We start from the raw sequence: 24810 nt of genomic DNA on the forward strand, positions 1-24810 counted from the left end.
TTTATTAATTACCATCTACGTAATCTTGTAAATAGCTAAATCTAGGTGTCAACTTCCCATTTTCGGTCATTTTAGCACGAGCCAAAACGCCATCTTTATCATTATTAAAAAAAGCAGGAATAACATGTTCTAAAAACATAATTCCAAAACCTTCACTAGCATCTTTAGGTATTTCACAAGGCAAATTATCTACTGCCATTACCACAATCGCAGCAGGGTGAAATACATCAACCTCTTTGTGCTCAGAAGCTAAATAACCATAGATAGGACTCTCAATAGTTGAAGGTCTAAGGGTACAAGCAATAGGTCCGTTAATATCACAAGAAACGTCTCCCACTACTTTAATTTTGCAGTCTTTGCTTTGCAACATTTCTTTAGTTAAAATATCCGGTGCTTCATTGGCATGAAAATGTCCGGTTATCACTATTTCTGACACTTTGGTAAAACGTTCAAAATCACCAACGTATTGCTTTGGATTCGTATAAAAGTCTTTACAATTTATAACTTGACCGTCGATTCGCCTGTTATAGTCCATCACATCTATTTGTACGTAGACTGCTTGTGCATAATTTTTAGTTAAATAATTATCAACCGTAACCTGCTTGACCTTCATGGCGTCTAAAATTTCTTTTATTCCTCCACCCACTTTTCCAGTTCCCGTAATTACAAATTTAATGGGAGGTAAAACAAGTCTTTTTAAATGGCGTACCATTTCGTCTTTTCCGGCTAAGGTCTCGGCTTTAGGTAATTTAAACAATTCAAATTTTAACCCAAATGCACGAATACTATTATAAGCCCCAACCATACCGGCATATCTTCCAAAACCAATTAACCTTCTGTTATTAGCATCGACGATTGTTTCATGATCGTACAATTCGATATTGTTTTTTAAAACTGCCTGCAATAACTTTTGGTTATAAGGTTGCTTCTTAATGGTATGAGAAAAAAAGAAATAACTTCTATTTGGAATCAAACTAGCAACAGGCACTTCTTTTACGCCAAATAAAACATCGCAATCAACAAGACTATCCGCAACTTCAATACCTGCAGCGACATATTGGTCATCAGTAAAAATTCTGATATCTGAACTTTCAACTTTCAGTTCCGCTGATGGATAAGATTGTTGTAATTGCACCAATGCCTCAGGTGAAAACACAACTCTTCTGTCTGGTGGACTCTTTCTTTCTTTTAAAATGCCGAATTTCATAATTTCTGGATACTAATAGATGAATTAATTTAACTTAAAGCTATTTTATTGTTACAAATATAACAAATTAAGCCTTTTTATAGTCCTTTTTTATTAAAAATCGTCTTTTAAAAATGGGTACCGACTGATAAACAAAATGATACAAATTTCAGGCTGTGCTTGACAAAATACTGTTAACATTTTTGAAAATCAATACCAAAACCGATTGATTCTATATATTTGCCAATCTAGCACAATGACGATGATTTTAAGAAAAAAGGCAAATATACTACAATTACTACTACTACTTTTAGTTTTAGGCTCCTGCAAAGACAATAATAATGATAAATCAGGTACTTCTTCAGACGCGCCTCAAGATACGATGCCACATTTAGAGGAGGCGGTTCAAAAACAAGCGCAATTAGATGCTAATTATGTGCGCACTAAAAAAAATGCAATTACCCATTTTTATAATAAAACGTGGCCTAACAACAGCATGAATGGCAGTCTCTTGGTTGCGAAAAACGGCCAAATTATTTATGAGAATTACGAAGGAATGGCTAATTTTAGAGATAAAACACCTATTACCGCTACTACTCCACTTCATCTTGCTTCAGTTAGTAAAGTAATTACCGCAACAGCGATTTTAAAATTAATCGATGCTGATAAAATAAAATTAGATCAAAAGGTAAATACCATTTTAAAAACCTTTCCTTACCCTGAGGTCACGATTAAAACACTTTTGAACCACCGATCAGGGATGCGTAATTATGCCTATTTTACAGATAAAAAAGATGGTATTTGGGACAGACACAAAATCTTAACCAATCAGGATATATTGGAATTAATGGCTACTAAAAACATTGGTCTTGAATTTAAGACTGACACGCGCTTTAGTTATTGCAATACTAATTACGCCATGTTAGCACTTATTATAGAAAAGGTAACGAATATGAGTTATAAAAAGGCAATGGAACGCATGATATTCAAGCCTTTAGAGATGAAAAACACCTATGTTTTTGACTACGAAACCGATAAAGATACGGCAGTTACCTCCTATAAAGGAAATAAAGTAGAAATTGGCAAGGACTACCTAGACGCGGTGTATGGCGATAAAAACATTTATTCTACGCCACGTGATTTATTAAAATTTGATCTAGCGCGCAATGCCCCTGATTTTTTGAATCCGAAACTTTTAAAATTAGTGTATACTGGATACAGCAATGAGCATCCAGGTGAAAAAAATTATGGTCTAGGAATCCGAATTATCAATTGGAAAACGGGTCAAAATTTCTATTTTCACAATGGCTGGTGGCACGGAAATACTTCCTCCTATATAACATTACAAAAAGAGAAAGTTACTATAATTGCCTTATCTAATAAGTTTACCACCAAGACCTATCAAGTGCGTAAGCTATCGAAGTTATTTGGCGATTATCCTTTTAAATTAGAGGACGACGAGAAAGCGGAATAATATTTGTAATTGGTTTAGTAGATAAATTGCAAATATTCAAGTTAAAAATTGTATTTTTGCACACTCAAAATTTTTTATCAGTTTTGAATAAATTTGGGGTCGACTGGTTTTGACAGCAAGTCGAATTGAACAGTAAGCACGTCGAGCATTGAGACCTTGCTCGTAAATATAAGATCTTACAATTTTACACGGCGAAAATAACTACGCTTTAGCTGCATAATCCGAATTATAGTACGATTACGCCACGTTCCTATCAGATAGGAAAGCTGGATTCTCCTTGAAAGCCTTGGTTTGTGGCGTTCTATTCAGGGGAACCGTAAAAATAAACCTAGATTTCCATAAGCTTCGGGTGGATTTCAAAATTAAGAAGATAAGTAGTGTGTGGCTGTTTCTGGCCTAGCTCACTATCGAAAATCTAATCAGGAAATAAACGTGTAGAAAGCTCTTTAGTTGCTTGTTTGGACCCGGGTTCGATTCCCGGCGACTCCACAAAAACCCTTGTAAATGCAATATTTACAAGGGTTTTTTATTTAAAGACGAAAGTATCCCTCGATAAAGAGCAAAATTAAAAAAAATGGCATTTGCAAAATTTCTTTGCAAATGCCATTTTAATAACTATTCAAAAATAAAAACAAACTAGTCTAGCTGTTCAACAGTATTTATTCCGATCGAGTCTAAAAAACTACAGTTTGACCGACTATTCTAATGTTTTTTTCGATTACTTTTTTAGCCTGCAAACGTTCCGGACTTGCTTGCATACCTCCAACAGATAGGTTGACCGTACCTGCCGAAAGCTGAAAACTATTGTTCGCATTTAATTGCGCCAATTGTTTTGGCTGAATTGAAAACGATACTTTTTTAGTTTCACCTGCTTTAAGAGCAACGCGATCAAAATTGATCAATGTACGAATGGTACTCAATTGATCTCCTTGAGGATTTGTAAAATACACCTCAACCACCTCATCACCTGCTACCGCACCAGTATTGGTTACATCTACTGTAAAATCAATATTTTTAGTCGTAGGATTCTCAACTGGCACACTCAAATTAGTATATTCGAAAGTAGTATAGCTCAATCCAAAACCAAAATCATACAATGGTTTCCCTTGGAAATAACGGTATGTTTTACCTTTCATACTATAATCGTTAAAGGCAGGAATATCGTTAATATCTCTATAGAAAGTCAAAGGCAGACGTCCTGAAGGATTGTAATCACCAAACAAAATATCAGCAATTGCAGTTCCTCCCGCTTGTCCTGGATACCATGCTTCTAAGATTGCAGGAATATTATCGTTCTCCCAATTGATCGCTACGGCACTACCGTTTAACATCACCAAGACCATTGGTTTGCCCAATTCTTTGATTTTTTTCATCAAATTGGTTTGAGATGCTGGTAATTTTATATCCAAACGATCTCCACCAGAGAATCCGTCTACTTTTACTTTCATCTCCTCACCTTCAAGCATTGGACTTAAACCCATGCACAATACAACCACATCCGACTCTCTGGCCAAAGCTATTGCTTCAGCTTCTAGACTGTTTGATGGTGTGTCCCACAAGAAACGCATAATAGCACGCTCGGTATTGTCTTGCTTGTATTCTAATTTGATTTGGTACACTTTTTTAGCCTCAAGCGTTACAAATTCATAGATCTTTTTTGGTTCGTGAACATCTTCTCTTTCTGTAATTAATTTACCGTCTAAGTACAATTTCATTCCAGAGAACGCTTCGCCACCAAGAGCATATTGTCCTGATTCTGGCACCGACATATATCCTGTCCAACGTACAGAATATTTATCATAAGCCATATCTGTAAATGGTGCAGTAATTTTCCAAGTAAAATCAATGTTTTGGTCAATACGTGTGTGTACAGGAGTACCTTCAAGGTTTGTATTCGAAAAATATTCTGCCTGCAGACCATTGGCTTTTAGCGATTGATCTGTAAATAAAACCGAAGCAGGAACAGCCTCTAAATTTGGTAAACCTTGAGCAACACTACAACCTTGTGCAAACTTAACGTCGGCATTTGGAAGTTTGTTTTTGATTCCCATAAACGGCGTAATTCCATTGGATGGATACCCATTATAATTACCCAAAAGCACATCAATATCGTTGGCATTTGGTCCTATGACAGCCACTTTTTTAAGGTTTTTGCTTAATGGTAACGCATTATTTTCGTTTTTCAATAAAACCATTGACTTTCTAGCTGATTCTAAAGCTAACAATCTATGGGTTTCTGAATCCACCACGCTAAACGGAATACTTTCAAATTTTACAGCACCTTTTGGAGCAAAAAGTCCCAATCGCATTCTAGCCACAACCAATCGTTCCAGAGAAACAGCAAGTTCTGCCTCACTGATTAAATTTTGCGCCACCGCTTTTACTAATGCAGGATAAGAATCGCCACAGTTCAAATCGGTTCCTGCTTTTACAGCCATGGCAGCTGCCTCTTCACGGGTAGAAACCACTTCGTGAGCTCCTTTGTCATAAAAGTCTTTTACAGCCCAACAGTCCGAAACTACATATCCTTTGAAACCCCATTTTTCACGCAACAAATCACTTAACTGTTTGTTTCCGCAACATGGCAAGCCTTCAAAACTGTTGTAAGCACACATAACAGAATATACATGTCCTTCTTTTATCACTTTTTCGAATTGCGGACTGTAAGTATTCAGCATGTCAAAAGAGGTTGGATTAACATTGAAACTATGACGTTCTCCTTCTGGTCCACTGTGTACAACAAAATGTTTTGCAGTAGCCACCAGTTTCAAATATTTTGGATCGTCACCTTGTAACCCTTTTACAAATTGCACACCAAGTTCACCCGTTAAATAAGGATCTTCTCCGTAGGTTTCCATTCCGCGTCCCCATCTTGGATCTCTAAAAATATTGATATTGGGTGTCCAGAAAGTCAGACCTTGATAGATTCCTCTTTTATTACGGCTCACAAATTCTTGGTGCTTTGCACGTGCTTCGTCTGAAATTGCATTGGCATTTCGAAACATTTGACTACGATCCCACATCGCACTCATCCCGATTCCTTGAGGAAAAACGGTCGCTGTTCCTGCTCTTGCAACCCCATGCAAAGCTTCGTTCCACCAGTTCATCTCAGGGATACCTAAACGGTCAATTGCTGGCGAGGTATAACTCATTTGAGATACCTTTTCTTCTAATGTCATTTGAGAAACGATGTATTTTGCTCTTTCTTCAAATGATTTATTTACGTCTTTGTGAACAGCTACTTTAGTACTATGACATGCAAATGCCAATACAGAGAGACATACGAGAGCGAACTTCTTTCTCATTATCATAATTGGGAATTTAAAATATAAGGGGAATTAAAACAGCCTAATGAATAGGCTGTTTATCTTTTTTAATTAATTAATCTAAACCTAGTAAAAAACCAGTATGAGCACTTTTAAGTCCAAAATTAGCATCATACAATAAAGGCCAATCATTACCAGGGTGATTCAATTCAGCATTGAATGGAATCCAGGATTCATTGTCCTTCATTCCCCATACCGTTAAAGCGTATTTGTTAGCTGCAGGAAGTGCATTATAAATCTTTACGATTTCTTGGTATTTATCTTTTTGAGCAAATCGCAGTTCATTGGTAAAAGTTGCCGTTAAATTAGATGGTGCATTACCTGGATTTACTTGCATGTCTAACTCCGAAATATGAATTTTAAGTCCTTTTGAAACGGCGCGATTGATATCTATTTCTATTTGTGATTTACTTGGTGCAAAAATGGTATTATGCATTTGAAAGCCAACTCCGTCAATCAACTTATTTGCTACCAAACCATCAATTATTGTATAGGCAGCATTTTGCTTTTTGATGTTATCTGATGTTGCATAATCATTATAAAAAAGCAACAATTGTGTATCTGCTGCTGCAACTGCTGCTTCACGAGCCCATTTAAAACAATCATTAACGTAATTAGGTCCCATTCTTCTTAAGAAAACGGTATTAGGCATTGTACCATCATCTTCTACAGCTTCGTTGACAACATCCCATGATTTTACTTTTCCTTTATAATGTGTTACCACATCAGTAATGTATTTTTTCACTTCTAAAGCAAATGCCGCATCAGTACCAGTATAATTTGCTAGCCATGACGGAACAGAGTTATGCCACACAAGTGCATGACCGTGTACATTGATTCCGTTTGTATTTCCGTAAGCAACAATTTTGTCTGCAACTGTCCAGTTGTACACGCCACTAGCTGTCGAAATTTGATCCATTTTCATTTCGTACTCAGCTGAAATACTACTGAATTCATTTCTCAATATTAGGTCGTATTGGCTCCCCGCATTTAACTGATTCGCCTTTATCGCCATTCCAATTAAAAAAGGATTGGCTAATTTATTTGCTTTAACCTTCAAGAAAGTGGGATCTTCTGGAGTACTACTCGTTCCTGTTGTGATCACGGTAATTACATTGGAGTACCCTGAGATCATCAAATCTCTTTGAGCACGAACACGGTAGTAATAACGGGTTCCTGCAGTTAATCCTACAACCAACTCATTAAGATCCGTAATTACCTTTGCATTATAGTTGGTAACAAAATCAGTGAAATTTGGCGACTTTGATACGTCTAAAAGATATTTTGGCGCCGTAGAAACATAATTCCATTTGGCACGAAAACCACCATCAGTTATGTCCTTTGCCGGATTTGCAATTGGGTTACTTAAATTTGCTTCCATTAATTTATCATCCTTAGCACAGGAATTTAGGAAGAAGAAAAGGCTAGTTACAACTAGTAAAAATTTATTTTTCATACAATTATTTTATTTTTCTAAACTATTTCAAATCAGTAGATCAACTTTTGGATCGGAACTAATTAGCTCCATTTCTTGCTATTCTATTGAAGAGAATCATTACCGTCAAGCTACTTACTGATAACGTACTTTAATATTATCGAATTTAATAGTGGTAGGAGTGGGTGTATCTCCTTGAACAACTCCAATTTTAATGTCGTTAATTTTAGAAGCATCTAAGCCCACAGCTGTTTTGCCACCATATCCATAATTATCTTTGAAATCTGAAATTTTTATTGTTTTATTTGTCCAGTTTACATCGGTAATTTTAAAATTATAGGCGTAATTTTCGTTATCAATTGTATTTAATTGAATAGCAAAATGAGCACCTACAACATCTGCACTTACGCTAATATCTAGGAAAGCTCTGTTTGCATCCTTGTTAGTCGCAAGTAAGAAACTAACTCCGTTGCCACCGCCATTTCCACCGCTACTACCGTTGTAATAATTAACTGCTGGACCAGTCCAAGACAATGAAGCAAAGTTGCCTGTAGGCCCACCAGCAGTACTTGCATTAAATGTTGCAACATCTCCATAAGCACCCCATCCTGAACCTGGTCTCACACCGTTCCCATCAAAATCAGCAACAAGAACGACTGTTTCGAATTGGATTGTTTTTTTAACGGTTCCACCTGGAGTGGTAATAGCAAGGTCTGAGCCTGATACTGCATTTGCAGGTAGGTTAATAATTATCGTATTAGGTGAAGCAACTGCGTATTGTATCGAAGTTCCACCTAACTTTACTGCGCTAACGTTATAAAACCAAGTTCCCTCAATCTCCAAACTGAAACCTGGTTTAGCAACTGCTGGATTTGTTTTTACAATAGTAGGAACAGGTTGCAAGATTTCGATATTCTTAGTAACTGATCCTTTTCCAGTAACAAATGTTATCGGTTGAACTCCAAATCGACTACCTAATTTGTCATCAAATGGAATCGTGAAAATAAATGATTTATCAGAATTATAAGTTGGGTTGAAACTCACATTTATCTTATCGTCTAGTGTAATTTTCTGTAAGCCTTCCAAACCGTTTCCTTCTACTCTAATTTTATTTAGAGGAAAGGTTTGATTAAGTAGATCTCCAGGCTCAGAAACCATAGCCTCTACTTCAGCTATGACTACATCGTCTTTTTGACAATTTGTAAAAACAGAAAAAGCAAAAAGTGATAGTAAGGTATATTTAATTGTTTTGATCATTGTGTTTGAATTAGTTGAAGTTATAAGGAACTGGAGCTTCTAGCAAAGAAGGATTTGTATCTATTGCCGATTGAGGAAGAGGTAAAACAAAATAGTTAGCTCCTGGTGTGATTTTTCTAGAAATTAAATCAGTTCTAGCATCATCAGAATAAAAACCAACTTCTTGTTGTGAAACAATAGCAGAGGCTTCACTTAATCCACGACGTTTTAAATCAAAAAAGTACTGTCCTTCAAGAGCAAATTCAATTCTTCTTTCCTTGAACAAATCATCTCTTGTAAGTATTGTTTTTGTAGGTAAACCAGCTCTTTTTCTCACTTCATTATACGCATTTAAAGCTGATCCAACAGTGGTAGAAGAGTTTCCTGCTAAAACCGCTTCGGCATGCATCAATAATACATCAGCATATCGAAGTATATTTGTGTTTTGCGAAGTTCTCATAAAAAACACATCATTCCTTTCAGCTGCTGATCCTACAATATACTTTCTAAAATTAGCTCCCGTAGAAGACAACACTTTCTTGTAGGTGAATCCGCCACTATTTTTTAGTAATTCAGGATAAAAGTCCCCATCGGTCATGATCGTACTTTTTTTCCTAGCGTCATTAGGTTCAAAATTAGAAATTAACGATACCGAAGGCAAGTATACTCCCCAACCATCTCCTCCACCAGTAATACCTGAATTTGCAGGAACAATATAGGCTTGATTTGTATTTTGAGTACCCCATTGTGTTGCGATTGCTTTCCACTGTAAGGCAAACATACTCTCGCTACTATTATTATTTTCAGGGCTACTAAACAAAGTTGAGTAATCTTGAACTAATGAATATTGACGTCCCATAATTTGTTGCGTCAAAGCGGCACATTCAACAAATTCATTCAAAGTCAAATGAACTTTAGCCATGATTCCCATAGCGACTGTTTTGTTTACATACCCTTTTTTAGCAGATGTTTCTGGCAAGTTCTCTATTGCATATTGCAAGTCTAACTTTATAAATTTGTAAACATCAGCTACTAAATTCCTCTTTGGCTGCGCTGCTGTTCCTGCTCTGTCAACGATTGGAACTGCACCAAAAGTGCGGACTAAATAAAAGTAAGCGTTCGCCCTCATGAATCGAGAAATGGCGATTGAATTTTTATAGGAAGCCTCCGGTAAATCGCTTTTTCTCTCTTCGACTAGTTTCATTAAATTATTCGATTGATCAACAACTGAAAATAGAGAAACATATCCCTCTGTAAGTATTGGATTTTGTGACGTTACTTGTCCATCTTTAAACTGAGAATAAGCTCCATCAAAGGTAAAGGCATTTCCCGCATACATGTCTCCCACCGCAATAAGAAACTTGTCATTAAAGGTAAACCAAGGCTTGAAATATAAGCTCTCAGCAATACCATCAAAAGGAGTGATTCCTTCCGGTAAATCAGCGGCTGTTAATTGATTCTCGGACGGAGCATCTAAAAACTCATTCGTACAAGAAGTAAATGATACTATTGCCAGCAGTAATACTATCACAATGTGGTTAAATTGCTTTTTCATAACTATTATTTTAACGTTAAAATCATTTTTTATGGTTATTTTATTAAAATTCTAAATTAACTCCTATTGATGTTGTTCTAGGAACTGGGTACCTTCCTAAGTCAATTCCACTTAAAATTACATTTTGATCTAAATTCCCTAAGGCAGGATCAAATCCAGAATATTTAGTGAAGGTGTGTAAGTTTTGAACATTTAAATAAATCTTAGCCTTAGTAAAAATAGATTTACCAAATATCTCAGTAGGTAGATCGTATCCAAAAGAAACATTTTGAATTCTTAAGTAAGAGCCATCTTCAACAAAACGATCTGAAATCCTACCATTTCCGTTAGGGTCATTAAGTGTAATTCGAGGTACATTCGTGTTTTCATTCACACCCACCTCAAAAGCGTTGTTTACTTGAGTGCTTACATTACCATATCGATCTCCAAAACCGGGATAAATACCATCAATGTAATGACGGGTAAAATTGTAAATTTCGTTTCCTTGACTTCCTTGTAAAACAACAGAAAGATTAAAATTCTTATATTTAAAGTTGTTTGTAATGGCATAAGTAAAATCAGGAATTGCACTACCAATAGGCGCTTGATCTCTAGCTGTAATTTCTCCATCACCATCAAGATCTTTAAATCGAATATCTCCTATCCCAGTTCCAGCTTCTTGTATAGGCCCTTCTTGCAAATCTTTGGCATTTCTAAAAATCCCATCGGTGATATACCCATAGAATTGACCTACGGGCTGACCCTCAGTTGTTCTAGTAATAGTGTACAAGTCGAATTGAACTTTTCCTAGTAAAGATTTACCTAAGCCTTGAAAGCTAGTAAGCTCATTATTATACTTTGAGAATATTATTGAACTGTTCCAACTAAAATCAGTAGTTTCAATATTAGTAGTGTTTAAGCTAATATCAACTCCTTTAGTTACTATTTCACCTGTATTCAAAAAGAAATTTAAGGCACTTTGATTCGACTCATCATTAATTTGTTTCGTTAAAAAATCTGATGATCTCTTGATGTAATAGTCAAAGTCAAGTTTAACTTTGTTGTCAACTAATCCAACTTCAAATCCTGCGTTCAAAGATTTTAATGATTCCCATTTGATGTCTGGATTTCCTAAATTATCAATTGTTGGTGAAGTACCTCCAAATGGTGAAGCAGATAGAGACAAAATTGTTTGGTACCTGTTTGCTGGAATATTTTGGTTTCCAACTGCACCGTATCCTAGTCTTACTTTTAAATAGTTTACTGTTTTTGCCAACGGCTCAAAAAACTCTTCATTACTTACTGTCCAACCTCCTGAGAATGAAGGAAAGTAACCCCACTTATTGTTAGGGCCAAAATTAGAAGAAGCATCTGCTCGTAATGAAGCTGAAAAAGAGTACTTATTTGAAAAGCTATAATTTAATCGTGATATGTACGATTCCATAGACCAGCGACCTGAACCATTACCATTTAATGCTGTGTCAATATCTCCCAAATCTAAATTAGTGAAATCAGAGTTTAAGAAAGCTCCAGTTCTATAACCGCTTAGATATTCGTACCTACTTTCTTGAGCCTCTTGACCTAACAAAACAGTAAAATTATGGTTATCCTTAATTGTTTTATTATACGTTACGTAGTTTTTTACGTTCCAATAATAACTTTGATCTTGTTGTTTGAAGGATTTGTTTAGCAACTCTGTTACATTTCCAAGCGTATACTTAGGTACAAAGGCACTATTTTTTCCAAAATTTAAGTCATAACCCACTTCTGATCTGAAAACTAAACCTTTAAGCAGTGTAAAGTCTGCAAACATGTTACCGTTTATTTTATATCTTTCAGTAGTAGCATTATTGTATTGTGATAACGCAATTGGATTAGTAGCTTCGTTAGCCGATGAACCTACATTACCTGTTGGTCCAGCAAAAGAACCATCAGGAAATCGAACCGGTAACTCAGGAGACTGTCTCAACGTATTCATTACTAGACCACCTCTATCATCGTTTCTAACTACTTGTTGCGATGATTTACTGATAGACATGTTGTTTCCTATTTTCAACCAAGACTTTACATTCGAGTCTACATTTAAACGCATAGACAATCTGTTGAAATCAGAATTCAAGACTATCCCTTCTTGGTTAAAGTAATTTAATGAGGTATAATATCTTGTTCCATCCTTTTCTCCTGAAAACGATAATTGATGATTGTACATAGCCGCTTTTCTAAAAAGAGCATCTTGCCAATTTGTTCCTTGACCCAAAAGACTAGGACTTTGATATTGAAACGGAACTGGTTCTCCGTTTAATTGATAAATTTTAGCTTGATATCTAGCATAATCAGGCAAATTTAAAACATCTACAAACTTCGACGCTTCTTGAGAAGCAATGTAAGATTCATAGCTAATGATCGATTTTCCTCTTTTTCCTTTTTTCGTAGTGATCAATACAACACCATTGGCACCATTGGCACCGTAAATAGCAGTAGCCGAAGCATCTTTTAAGATATCTATCGTTTCAACATCGGCGATATTTAAATTAGATAAGGCAGAGTTTTTCGTTTGCCCACTTCCACCTCCCAATGCACTAAACGAAAACGAGTCATTGTTTCTATCTGCAAATACCGGTGTTCCGTCAATTACATACAAAGGCTCATTTCCATTAATAGAAGTGATTCCACGAATTTGAACAGAGATTCCACCACCTGGTGTACCCGAGTTTTGCGTAACATTTACCCCTGCTGCTTTTCCAATTAATGCTTGATCGATTGAAGTAAATGGCTTATCTTTTATCTCAGAAGCTTTAATAGAACTAATGGCACCATTCACATCTTTCTTTTTCGATGTTCCGTATCCAATTACAACTACTTCCTCTAAATTTTGAGATTCGCTAACCATTACCACATTCATAGTTGCACTAGCTTTAACGGCAACATTCTTGTATCCCACATAACTAAATACTAGCGTGCTTTTAAGGGCCACATTATTTAATTCAAATGCTCCATTGGCGTCAGTACTTGTTCCGTTCTTGCTTCCTTCAACAAAAACGCTCACTCCTGGTAAAGTGGTTCCATTCGCTGTTACTACCCCCTTAATAGTTTGTGCGAAAAACAAGTTTCCAGACATTATTACAATTAGTAGTACTAATTTTTTAAATAATTTTTGATTCATAAAATTGGTTACTTTTTGATTACTGTTTATTTTAGTTTGGTTTTGAATTAATTTTCACTGTGCGGTTGCAAGGCTAAAACACACCTGATGCCTGCACACAGTATCCTACTTATTTCTTAAGCAAATTACTGTAAACCCATACCTCAAACAACAACAAATGATGCATTTTTACAATCATTTGATGCATAAACAGCTCAAAACAAAAAGATAAGCACCTGAAAGACAATAATATTCGATAATAAAGTGCTAAAATTAGCATTATGAAAAAAAAAGAGTGTTATTTTTTCATTACCCTTACTTTATCAGGCTTAAATTATAATGATTCGTAATATTTATATAAAGTAAAAGGGTTTAAAATTAAATTTAAAACCCTTTTTACTATCGGTACGATTGGAGTGTTTTTAGCTCCTTTTAGGAAAATCGCCGTATTTTATTTTATAACATTTGGTGAAATAGGATGGTGAGGTAAAACCTACTGTATAACTTACTTCACTAACGCTCGAATAGCCCTTAGTCATAATTTCTTTGGCTTTTTCTAAGCGCACGTTTCTGATAAATTCGTTTACTGAAACTCCTGTTAATGTTTTTATTTTTCGATACAGCTGACTGCGACTTAAGAATAATTTAGCCGATAAAAACTCCACGCTTAACTGAGAATCACTTAAGTTCTCCGTTATGATTTGCAATGTCTTTTGAATAAACTCATTATCCAATGTGGTCGTTTTTTCCTTTCCTTTATTTGTAATTCCGCTATAGAATTTTTTAAACATGATTTGCCTACTGGTTATCAATTGTGCAAGGCTTGACTTCAAAATATCCATCTCAAACGGTTTACTTAAATACAAATCAGCTCCAGAGTCAATACCTTCTAAACGGTCTTTTACCATTGCTTTTGCTGATAGCATCAAAAGCGGAATATGACTTGTTTTAAGATCCCCTTTAATCTTTTTACACAATTGTAATCCATCCATTACGGGCATTATAACATCTGTAACGATTAAATCAGGAAGTTTTTCAACAGCTATTTCATATCCTTTTTTTCCATTTAAAGCCACGAGCACTTTATAGGTTTTACTTAACTCTTGTTTTAAATAATTTCGCAACTCTGCATTATCCTCTACTACTAAAACCGTATACACTTTCTCTACTATCTCTTCTTCTTCATTCTCCTCATCCTCATCACTTGTCAGTGGTGCTAATATCCTTTTTGAAGCTTGCTTTTCGATCACATAGGTTTCGTCCACTATCTCTGCATCGGAATAAAAAGAATTCCCTAAAGGAAAACAAACTGTAAATTGCGTCCCCTCACCTACTTGACTTTCTACAGTAATAGACCCTTTGTGCAATTCTACAAATTCTTTTACAACTTCTAAGCCAATACCTGTACTGCCGTAATACACTTTGTTCAAGCTATTAACTTGATAAAAGCGATCAAAGATTCTGTTAAGATCTTTTTTCTGAATACCTGAACCTGTATCTTTAATCGTTATTGCAATAGTGGGTACCTTTTCACCATCAATAATCAAAAAGTTTTCGGGTTCTACTTTATCTATTGCGATTCGGATAAAACCATCATCGGGTGTGAATTTAAAAGCATTAGATAGAATATTAAAGATAATTTTCTCTACCATTTTTGGATCCAACCAATCGACTAATCGCTCTACAGAAGGATGAAATTCGATAGTAATATTGCGAGCAATCGCCTCTTCATCAAAATAGCTAATTACCTCTTCAGTAAAAGCAACGAGTTCGATTTTCTTGACTTGTAAGAACACTTTATTGAATTGAAACTTGTTAAAATCCATCAGCTCATTAATCAATCTCGAAAGTCGATCGGAACTTTTATGGATGGTAACCAACTTGCTGTGAATCTCAGGAGGTAACTTTTTTGTTCGTAACAAATCCTCTAACGGATTAATAATTAAGGTCAATGGCGTTCTAAATTCATGCGAGATATTAGTGAAAAATTGTAGTTTTTTAGTGTTTAATTTTTCTAACTGTTGGATTTTTTCTTTTTCGAATACAATCGCTTGCTTGGCTTTGAATCGGTTTTGGTAAATTTTATTGAGATAGATAACAATGCCCACGATGATCGAAAAGTAGATTAGGTAAGCCCACATTGTTTTCCACCAAGGTGGCAATATTTTGATTTTTAATTCCAAAGGTTTTTTTGACCACGATCCATCAGCATCGGCCGCTTTTACCCTGAAAACATAGGTGCCAGCTGCTAAGTTGGTATAGGTTGCCACTCGATTGCTACCGACATAATTCCAGTCTTTTTCAAAACCTTCTAGGTAATAAGCATATTGATTTTTCTTTAAAAAGTTATAGTTGATACCCACGTATTCAATCGAAAAAACTGACTGCGTGTAGTTAAGAATCACTTCCTTGGTACGGGAGATCACTTTCGACAAAGGGGAATCCTCATCATTTGGATTAATCGATTTATTAAAAATTCGAAAGTCACTAAGATACAAAGTTGGCGATATATCCGTTTTTTTAATTTGCTCGGGCTTAAAGTAATTCATCCCTTCATACCCTCCAAAATATAACTGTCCGCTATCGTCTTTGAATACTGCGTTATTATTAAATTCGTTAACGATCAAACCATCGTCCTTGTTAAAATTAGTGCTTTTTTTATTTTTAAAATCGAGTTTCGTCAAGCCCATACCACCACTTACCCACAAACAACCGCTATTATCAGCGATGATAGCACGTACAGATCGCTCTTTAAAACCTGGAAAATCATCGTAGTTGGAAAACAACTTGGATTTCTTATTGTAACTAAACAAGCCACCACCATCGGTACCAATCCAAATCGTTCTATCACGTGATTCATACACTGATAATATAGTTTGAATACTATTGTGTTTAGTCCTATTCTTAATCATAGCCTCACGCATGGATGTAACCACAAAACTATTTTGTTTCTCAACATGAACTTTATATAATCCTAAAATAGTACCCACCCAAACATCGTTATCTGAATCAACAAATACTTTTCGAACGTAAGCTACATCAAGTCCACTGGCTACAAATGGTTTAGTATCGCAATGTACGAAGCTATTATTGGTAGGATCGTAATAATGCAATCCTTTGATAAAAGTTCCAATCCATATACGTCCAGAGGCGTCTTCAGAGAAACTAAATACTCGATTGGACCGCAATGTTGCTGTATTGGATGTATTGTAATTTATAAATCGAGTGCTTCCGCTTTTTAGCAAATAGATCCCACCGCTCCAACTACCAACCCAAATATTTTGTTTACTATCTATGAAAACAGTCTGTATATCCTCTGAAGATAATCCGGAATAATAGCTTTGGTTTTTTTGGTTAACATGAATCATTTTTTTTGTCGCTGGATCATAAATATCCAAACCGCCTCCTTCTGTACTAATAATTAATTTTCCGCTTTTATCACGCACAACTGCCGTTACAAAACTAGTTTGTAATGAGTTTTCATTATTTAAGAGTGATTCAACTGCTTTAAATTTATTGTTTGGCTTAGCAAAAACACCTAAGCCCTTGTTGTAGTACCCCAACCACAGTCGGTTTTCTTTATCTTGGTACAAAGACCAAACAGAATTGGATTTGAGACTGAAATTATTGTATTTACTATACAAGTATTGCTTTACAACTTGCCCTTTGTGATTAACGATAAGTAGCCCGTCATTTTCAGTACCACAAACCATATCTCCGTTTTTACTTTGTATCAGGGAGAGTATCTTATTTTTACTAACAAGATAGTTATCGTAATGAAAGTTATCCATGTCGGTTTGAATTTTTAACAAACCTTGATTTGTTGTACCCACCCATAACATACCATAACTATCCAAGGCCAATGTTTCAATTTCGAAATTGATAGGCTCTTTTTTGAACTTATCTTTGTAGACTTGTGCTACGTTCCCGCTTGAATCAATGGAATAAAGGCCAAATCCAGTACCTAAAAATATTGTTCCTTGCTTGTTTTTTATAGAATAATTGACTTGGAGATTTTTTTGTTTTAGCAATCTTGAATTAAGGATACCCACTTGCAGTGTTTTAGTATTTAACTTAAAAACACCAAAACCGTAGGTCCCTAAAATCAAATTTCCGTGGTTATCCTCCACAATAGTTTTGACTGATATAGGCTCATCATAGTCTTTTGCCACAGCGTCCTGAATATTTATTTTAGTGAAATTATCCAGGTCTCGATTGTATAGGCATAAACCCTCATCAGTACCGATCCATAATTTATTATTACGATCAACATAGGTCGCATAAATTAAATTGCTATTGATTGTCCCGTTTACTTTTGCACTGTATTCGTAGCCGTAATAATGCACACCGTCGTAACGATATAATCCAGCACCATTCGTCCCCACCCAAATGAAACCATTTTCATCTTGATTAATAGATGAAATAGCCCTTTGCGAATTAGCCTCGGGGATACTTTGAAATTGATAATTTTCAAATTTATTTTGTGAGGCTACTAATGCAGAGACAAATAAAAATAGCGTACAAATAGCGTAATGTAATTTATTGGTCATAGGTAGGTAAGTGTCTAAATTTTGTTCGAAAATAACAATAATAAAAGATGCAAAACGATATTGTATATAAAAACAGTAATTCGTTTAAAAATAAATACCAAATCTACATTTAAGTCAAAAACCTGAGCTCGATTATTTACATTACAAATAATCGCGCCCAGGTTATAATTTGCAGTAGTAGGCAAGCTACTTTGAAAACCATAAGCGGTTCAAAGTGCTTTTCTAACTACTATTTTAGTTCAAATTTATTTGTAAGTCCCTCGTTAGAATTCCATCCGATCATTACATTAAATACTCCGGGTTCAACTAAATAGTTTCCTTGGTTGTCATAGAATCCTAATTCTTGTTCTGTTAATGTGAATTTTACCGTTTTGGTTTCTCCTTTTTTCAAAGCTACTAATTCAAACCCTTTTAATTCTTTTACTGGTCGAACAATGCTCGCCGCAACATCATTAATATACAACTGAACTACTTCCTTTCCGTCAACACTACCGGTATTAGTTACCTCAACTGACAATTCAATCTTGTCTCCTTTTTTATATGAACTGTTGTTCATTTTCAAGTTTTTATATTCGAATGAGGTATAACTCAAACCGAAACCAAAAGGATATAAAGGTGTTTTTTCGACATCACTATAATGGGACCAAAAAACATTTTTATCCTTATCTACTGGTCTACCTGTGCTGTATGAATTGTAGTAGATAGGACACTGTCCTACGTTTCTAGGGAAAGACATCGGTAATTTTCCACTTGGATTGTAATCTCCATAAAGCACTTGTGCAATCGCATTACCCGATTGTGTTCCTAATTGCCATCCTTCAACAATAGCTGGTATGTTTTCAGCTGCCCAAGGAATAGATAAAGGACGTCCATTGTTTAAAACTAATACGATATTAGGATTCACTTTGTAAACCTCCTCTAATAATTGTTGTTGGTTCCCTGGCAAACCAAGTTCTGTTCTACTACGACCTTCACCACTTTGAAAACCAATTTCTCCCAAAACCATCACCACGACCTCTGCTTCTTTTGCTGCTTTTTTTGCTGCTTCAAATCCAGAAAAGTCAGTAGAATTTATTTCGACTTCGTTTACAAAAACTTGCTTGTTAGTAGAAACTTCTGTTCCTTTAGCATAAACCAAACTATTGTTTTTGTACTGTTGCATTCCTTCAAGTACAGATACAGCCGTATCGTCATCTGCCGCTATTCGCCAACTACCTAAAGGACTATTTTTATCACTAGCCAATGCACCAATCAAAGCAATCTTTACTCCTGATTTCTTCAATGGCAATAGATTTTTATCGTTTTTAAGCAAAACAATTGACTTCTTTGCCATATCCAAGACATCATCATTGTGTGCTTTATTTCCAATACTTGCTTTCTCACGTGCTTCGTCACAATATTTATAAGGATCATCAAACAAACCCAATTCGAATTTTACACGTAGGATGCGACGTGTAGCATCGTCAATTACAGACTCTTTTACCAATCCTTTTTTTACTAAAGAAACCAACTCCGTCACATAAATATGTGATTCCATATCCATATCAGATCCTGCGATCGCCGCTTTTTTGGCAGCATCTGCTCCATCTGCAGCATATCCGTGTGTAACCATTTCAGCAATGGAAGCCCAGTCCGAAACTACAAAACCTTTAAAACCCCATGCACCTTTCAAAATATCTCTTTGTAAAAAGCTGTTTCCAGTTGCTGGAACTCCGTTTAAGGTATTAAATGAATTCATAAAAGTACGTACACCTGCATCCACAGCCGCTTTAAAAGGTGGTAAAACCGAATTGTACAATTTAGAATTACTCATATCGACAATGTTATACTCTTTTCCAGCTTCTACAAATCCGTAGGCAGCAAAGTGTTTAGCACAGGCAGCAATGGTTGTAAAATCGTCCAATCGATCACCTTGAAAACCTTTTACTCTGGCAGTTGCGATTTCACTTCCTAGGTAGGGATCTTCTCCAGCACCTTCCATTACACGTCCCCATCGTGCATCATTTGCAATGTCTACATTAGGGCCGAAAGTCCAGTTTAATCCGGACGATGCTGCTTCATCAGCAGCAACACGAGCTGAGTTTTTTATCGCTAACAAGTCCCAACTTGCGGCCTCGGCCAGCGGAATTGGGCTTAATGTTTTATAACCATGAATTACATCAAAACCAAAAAGCAAAGGTATCCCTAAGCGAGTTTCTTCAACTGCAATCTTTTGAACTGCACGTACTTCTTTAACTCCACGCACGCTTAAAAGAGAACCTACCCAACCATTTTTAATATGAATGTATTTTTCTTCCTCAGAGCCGCCTACCGGTTTTGGACCTGTAAAATCCCACGAACCATTGTACTGATTCATTTGACCTACTTTTTCTTCTAAGGTCATTTCTTTCATTAAAAGCGTAATACGCTCTTCAATTGGTTTGGATGTGTCCAAATGTTTTTTCGATTGTGCAATTCCGTTTGACAAGACAAAAAGCATGGCAAACGCAAGTGTATGAACTTGCTTATTCATTCGTTTATAGTTTAGTTTATTATTCTTTAGTTTTAAAATCAAATCAGTTACCATTAAACCCTACTAACTCTGGACTTCTCCCTCGTAAGAAGCTAAAAATGCAACATGTATTGCTATTTTGACTATAATTTACTTGTTGCACTGTAGTTTCCTATTAGTAAAAACACTATCCGCAGTAAAAAATATAAAAATTTTATAAAATCATAATTATAAAAGCAAATTTTTAGTAAAAACACAAATACATGGTGGTAAATATAAGGCTGAGGAGCAGATACCAACAACCACATTTGAAGCATATTTAGCAACAATTGATGTAAAACTAGATCGTTTATCCTTAAAATTAAAAAGACATACGTTTCTATGTAGAAACGTATTCATACTACCACAAATTGTTTCAGCTCCTACTATCCTAATGGACTACATCAAATTGAAAAACAATTTTGTTCTTGTAAACCGCATTAGGATGCAAAATTGAATTTGGAAAAGTACTAGTATTGGGTGCATCAGGAAAATTTTGAGGTTCGAAACAAATAGCAGGAAAAGGGCCTAATCCTAATTTATTTTTAAACTTTAGTTCCGGAAATTCCTTAGGAGTATAAAGGACCATTCCTGGCTGATTGTGATATACCGCCATTGTTATTCCCGATAGTGGCGCGCTTAGTCTCGCCTTTAAATTGCCCTCGTTCATAACAAAAGTATCGTCTAAACCAGTGAAATTTGACTTGTTTACGGTTGAGGCTTTCGAATAATCAAATGCTGTGTTTGTAGAATTTAAAATAGTGCCAGTTGGTAATAGTTTCTCATCTACTTCTAAATGATGGGAACTATTGATCCATAATTCATGTTCTAAAATTGTCCCATGCCCATTGAGGTTAATGTAAGGATGACACGTTAAATTAACCGGACTAGCTTGAGTTGTAGTTGCTGAATAAACTACCGTAAAGCAATTCTCATCATTTAATTCAAATAGTACCTCAACTGAAAGAGCGCCGGGGTAACCTTGTTCAAGATGTGGGCTTGTGTAGGTTAAAATTAATGAATTAGCCGTTTTGTTTTTTAAGGCCCATAACTTTTTATCAAAACCTATACCGCCATGTAAATGAACTCCATCTGTATTTTCTACACTATAACTTTCATTTTCAATCGTAAAACCACCCTTAGAGATGCGCCCTGCGTACCTACCAATACTACTGCCTAAATACAAATTTGCCTCAGCATAAGCGCTATCAAAATAGTCCTCCATTTGATCCAAACCCACCACAACATTGGTTGGAATCCCCCTTTTATCTAGGACTTTCAAACTACAAATTGTCGCGCCATAATTTGAAACTTCAAGTTCCATTCCTATGTTATTCTTGATTGTATATAATTCTGCAGAAGCCATCATAGTCTGTTTTTTTTGTGCTAGGCATAGTTGCTTTAATCGTAGGTTCTATTTTTGTTCTGTTTCTTAATTAACTAAAAAACAGTTTCGCAATTACATCAATTACCCTAAAAGTGCATTGTTGATTGGTTTAAATAGTACTGTCTTTTTTATCCCATAGTTGGTTCATTTCCTCTAAAGTTTTACCTTTAGTCTCTGGAACATACTTCCATACAAAAAGCGTAGCCAAGATTCCCATAACTCCATACACCCAATAAGCAAATCCATGATTAAACAGTGCAATTAAATCACTGTTTTTATCCATAATAGGAAACGTCCAAGAGACTAAATAATTAGCTACCCACTGAACTGCTACAGCTACTGCCAATGCTTTCCCTCTGATATTATTAGGGAAAATCTCCGAGAGTAGCACCCAAGTTACAGGACCCCAACTCATGGCAAATCCTGCCACATATACCAGCATACAAATTAATGCAAAAACGCCCAAAGAATGTGTAAAGAACGAAGTACCCAGTGCAAACATAGCAACTGCCATTCCTAATGCCCCAATAATCATTAATGGTTTACGTCCAATTTTATCTACCGTTTGTATCGCTAAAATGGTAAATATTAAATTAATAGCTCCCACAATAACGGTTTGCAATAGTGCCGTATCCGTTCCCGAGCCCATACTTTTAAAAATTTCTGGTGCGTAATACAGCACAACATTAATCCCTACAAATTGCTGAAAAACAGAGAGAAGAATACCAATAATAATCACTGGTAATCCATATGAAAATAATTTACCAGAATGCGAGGCTACAGTATTTTCAATATCCTTCAGAATTATTTGCGCAGCCTCCAATCCGTTTACTTTTACAAGCACATCTAGCGCTTTTTGAGGTTTGTTTTGTAAAACTAATGATCGAGGAGTATCCGGAACTGAAAATAAAAACACTAAAAACAACACCGCTGGAACTACTTCTGAAGCAAACATCCATCTCCATCCGATGGTATTTAACCAACTTGCATCTCCTTGACGAGCAATGAAATAATTCACAAAATAAACCACCAACATCCCAAAAACGATTGCAAATTGATTCATCGAAACCAACTTACCACGGCTGCTTGCAGGCGCAATTTCAGATATGTATAAAGGTGATAACATCGAAGCGAGTCCCACACCAATTCCTCCTACTATTCTATAAATTATAAAAAGAGTGTAAAAAGATTGATCAGCTTGCCCTATTGGTCGAACAAACATTTCCGGCATCGCTGAACCCAAAGCTGAAATCAAAAATAAAACTGCAGCTAAAATTAATCCGTTTTTACGACCAAACTTTTTACTTATTACACCTCCAAAAACACCTCCAATTATACAACCTATTAATGCGCTAGAAACTAAAAAGCCTAATCGCGCATTCGACGCTGCCTCGGACAGTCCAAAAGGAAGAACAAAAAACTTTTCTAGCGAGCTTACCGTTCCTGAAATAACTGCAGTATCGTATCCAAAAAGCAGTCCTCCTAGCGTTGCTACCAAAGTAAGTCGCCATAAATAGGCCGAATTAGAAGTTGTAGACATAATTGTATTTGTATTTATGGTTAGTTAAATTGGTTGTATTATAGTAATTTAAATCGGTTTGATTGGCTTACTAAATCTTAAAAAAAGCATCGAGAAGCAGTACAGTAAACTACCTCTCCATGCTTGTAGGTTGCTTCTAAAAATTAAATATATTGGTTAATTATATTTTCGAATAATTCTTGCTTTCCACTTTTTAAAGCTAGTTCTCCGTTTTCATGTGCTATTTTATAGAGATCTTCCATTGATAATTTTCCTTCTTCAAATTCTTTTCCTTTTCCGGAATCGAATGAACTGTATCTGTCCTTTCTCATTTTCTCATAAGCAGAAGAAGTGATGATTCGATCAGCAGTCAATAATGCTCTTGCAAAAGTATCTGCTCCACCTATGTGTGCATGAAAAACATCTTCTAAGTCAGTTGAATTCCTTCTGATTTTAGCGTCAAAATTAACACCTCCTCCTTGAAGACCACCCGCTTTTAGAAATACTAACATCGCCTCAGTCGTTTCTTGAATGTTGTTTGGAAACTGGTCAGTATCCCAGCCATTTTGGTAATCTCCTCTATTCGCATCCACACTACCTAACATCCCTGCTTGAGCAGCAACGTCAAGTTCGTGTTGAAAAGTATGCTGCGCCAGTGTTGCGTGATTTACTTCGATATTAATTTTGAAATCTTTTTCTAAGCCTTGAGCACGTAAAAAGCCTATCGCTGTAGCGGTATCAAAATCGTACTGATGCTTCGAAGGCTCCATTGGTTTAGGTTCAATAAGGAAGTTTCCTTTGAAACCTTGAGCACGAGCATAATCGCGAGCCGTTCTCAAAAACTGTCCCATATGGTCTAATTCTCTTCCCATATCAGTATTTAACAAAGACATATATCCTTCACGTCCGCCCCAAAACACATAGTTCTCACCACCCAAAGCAATTGTAGCATCAAGAGCTAGTTTTATTTGTCCGCCTGCACGTGCTAAAACATCAAATTCAGGATTAGTTGCCGCACCATTCATATAGCGAGGGTTTGAGAAGCAATTTGCTGTCCCCCAAAGTAATTTCACACCCGAAGCGGCTTGTTTCTCCTTCAGATATTCAGTAATAGTAACAATTCGTTTTTCAGATTCTTTAAAAGTTGCTCCTTCTTCTATTAAATCATAATCATGGAAACAGTAGTAATCAAATCCCATTTTAGTAACAAATTCAAAAGCGGCATCTGCTTTATCTTTAGCTGCTTGAACGGCATCAGTTGATTTATCCCACTCAAAACGTTGCGTTCCTGGTCCAAACGGATCAGAACCTTGTCCGCAGAAGGTATGCCAGTATGCAATGGCAAACCTAAAATGCTCTCGCATTGTTTTTCCTGCAACCATCTGCTCTGGATTGTAATATTTAAAGGCTAATGGATTGTCTGATTCTTTACCTTCAAATTTGATTTCGCCTATCCCTTTGAAGTATTCTTTATTTCCTAAAGTCGCCATG

General features: G+C 35.9%; 12 protein-coding genes and 1 other RNA gene. 2 read left to right on the forward strand and 11 right to left on the reverse strand.

Annotation, left to right across the window (positions count from 1 at the left end):
- Window positions 1–4: 4 nt before the first annotated feature.
- Window positions 5–1207 (reverse strand): NAD(P)-dependent oxidoreductase, encoded by a 1203-nt coding sequence (locus ACZ2G0_RS13960; RefSeq protein WP_470308132.1) that lies wholly within the window; start codon window positions 1205–1207, stop codon window positions 5–7.
- 235 nt (window positions 1208–1442) lie between these two features.
- Between ACZ2G0_RS13960 and ACZ2G0_RS13965 the strand changes: the two genes are divergently transcribed.
- Window positions 1443–2660 (forward strand): serine hydrolase domain-containing protein, encoded by a 1218-nt coding sequence (locus ACZ2G0_RS13965; RefSeq protein WP_470308133.1) that lies wholly within the window; start codon window positions 1443–1445, stop codon window positions 2658–2660.
- A 95-nt stretch (window positions 2661–2755) separates the two neighbouring features.
- Window positions 2756–3152, forward strand: a transfer-messenger RNA (tmRNA) gene (ssrA, locus tag ACZ2G0_RS13970).
- 182 nt (window positions 3153–3334) lie between these two features.
- Here ssrA and ACZ2G0_RS13975 read toward each other — a convergent pair.
- The 10 genes from ACZ2G0_RS13975 to xylA all read right to left on the reverse strand — a co-directional run bounded on the left by ACZ2G0_RS13975 (window position 3335) and on the right by xylA (window position 24809).
- Window positions 3335–5965 carry a glycoside hydrolase family 3 C-terminal domain-containing protein gene (locus ACZ2G0_RS13975; protein ID WP_470308134.1) on the reverse strand — a complete coding sequence of 877 codons (2631 nt, stop codon included), beginning with the start codon at window positions 5963–5965 and terminating at the stop codon, window positions 3335–3337.
- Window positions 5966–6041: 76 nt separating this feature from the next.
- Window positions 6042–7442 (reverse strand): endo-1,4-beta-xylanase, encoded by a 1401-nt coding sequence (locus ACZ2G0_RS13980; RefSeq protein WP_470308135.1) that lies wholly within the window; start codon window positions 7440–7442, stop codon window positions 6042–6044.
- A gap of 114 nt (window positions 7443–7556) precedes the next feature.
- Complete coding sequence (locus ACZ2G0_RS13985) at window positions 7557–8678, reverse strand: hypothetical protein (RefSeq protein WP_470308136.1); 1122 nt, start codon at window positions 8676–8678, stop codon at window positions 7557–7559.
- A 10-nt stretch (window positions 8679–8688) separates the two neighbouring features.
- Window positions 8689–10212, reverse strand: coding sequence for a RagB/SusD family nutrient uptake outer membrane protein (locus ACZ2G0_RS13990; protein WP_470308137.1), 1524 nt, complete (start codon window positions 10210–10212; stop codon window positions 8689–8691).
- A gap of 43 nt (window positions 10213–10255) precedes the next feature.
- Complete coding sequence (locus ACZ2G0_RS13995; protein ID WP_470308138.1) at window positions 10256–13354, reverse strand: SusC/RagA family TonB-linked outer membrane protein; 3099 nt, start codon at window positions 13352–13354, stop codon at window positions 10256–10258.
- A gap of 401 nt (window positions 13355–13755) precedes the next feature.
- Entirely contained in the window at window positions 13756–17883 is a 4128-nt protein-coding gene (locus ACZ2G0_RS14000; RefSeq protein WP_470308139.1) for a hybrid sensor histidine kinase/response regulator transcription factor, read from the reverse strand.
- Window positions 17884–18112: 229 nt separating this feature from the next.
- Window positions 18113–20395, reverse strand: a complete 2283-nt coding sequence (bglX, locus tag ACZ2G0_RS14005; RefSeq protein WP_470308140.1) for a beta-glucosidase BglX — start codon at window positions 20393–20395, stop codon at window positions 18113–18115.
- A 409-nt stretch (window positions 20396–20804) separates the two neighbouring features.
- On the reverse strand, window positions 20805–21779 hold the full coding sequence (locus ACZ2G0_RS14010) for an aldose epimerase family protein (protein WP_470308141.1): 975 nt from the start codon (window positions 21777–21779) through the stop codon (window positions 20805–20807).
- A 130-nt stretch (window positions 21780–21909) separates the two neighbouring features.
- Window positions 21910–23340, reverse strand: coding sequence for a D-xylose transporter XylE (gene xylE / locus ACZ2G0_RS14015; protein WP_470308142.1), 1431 nt, complete (start codon window positions 23338–23340; stop codon window positions 21910–21912).
- Between the two features lie 143 nt (window positions 23341–23483).
- Entirely contained in the window at window positions 23484–24809 is a 1326-nt protein-coding gene (xylA, locus tag ACZ2G0_RS14020) for a xylose isomerase (protein WP_470308143.1), read from the reverse strand.
- Window position 24810 lies beyond the last annotated feature (1 nt).

It is taken from the genome of Flavobacterium sp. KKT103 (assembly GCF_055640565.1).

Excerpts from the sequence above, each read along its gene's own strand:
- ACZ2G0_RS13960 (WP_470308132.1), bottom strand. The coding sequence starts at position 1,207 with ATGAAATTCGGCATTTTAAAAGAAAGAAAGAGTCCACCAGACAGAAGA.
- ACZ2G0_RS13965 (WP_470308133.1), top strand. The coding sequence starts at position 1,443 with ATGACGATGATTTTAAGAAAAAAGGCAAATATACTACAATTACTACTA.
- ACZ2G0_RS13975 (WP_470308134.1), bottom strand. The coding sequence starts at position 5,965 with ATGAGAAAGAAGTTCGCTCTCGTATGTCTCTCTGTATTGGCATTTGCA.
- ACZ2G0_RS13980 (WP_470308135.1), bottom strand. The coding sequence starts at position 7,442 with ATGAAAAATAAATTTTTACTAGTTGTAACTAGCCTTTTCTTCTTCCTA.
- ACZ2G0_RS13985 (WP_470308136.1), bottom strand. The coding sequence starts at position 8,678 with ATGATCAAAACAATTAAATATACCTTACTATCACTTTTTGCTTTTTCT.
- ACZ2G0_RS13990 (WP_470308137.1), bottom strand. The coding sequence starts at position 10,212 with ATGAAAAAGCAATTTAACCACATTGTGATAGTATTACTGCTGGCAATA.
- ACZ2G0_RS13995 (WP_470308138.1), bottom strand. The coding sequence starts at position 13,354 with ATGAATCAAAAATTATTTAAAAAATTAGTACTACTAATTGTAATAATG.
- ACZ2G0_RS14000 (WP_470308139.1), bottom strand. The coding sequence starts at position 17,883 with ATGACCAATAAATTACATTACGCTATTTGTACGCTATTTTTATTTGTC.
- bglX (WP_470308140.1), bottom strand. The coding sequence starts at position 20,395 with ATGAATAAGCAAGTTCATACACTTGCGTTTGCCATGCTTTTTGTCTTG.
- ACZ2G0_RS14010 (WP_470308141.1), bottom strand. The coding sequence starts at position 21,779 with ATGGCTTCTGCAGAATTATATACAATCAAGAATAACATAGGAATGGAA.
- xylE (WP_470308142.1), bottom strand. The coding sequence starts at position 23,340 with ATGTCTACAACTTCTAATTCGGCCTATTTATGGCGACTTACTTTGGTA.
- xylA (WP_470308143.1), bottom strand. The coding sequence starts at position 24,809 with ATGGCGACTTTAGGAAATAAAGAATACTTCAAAGGGATAGGCGAAATC.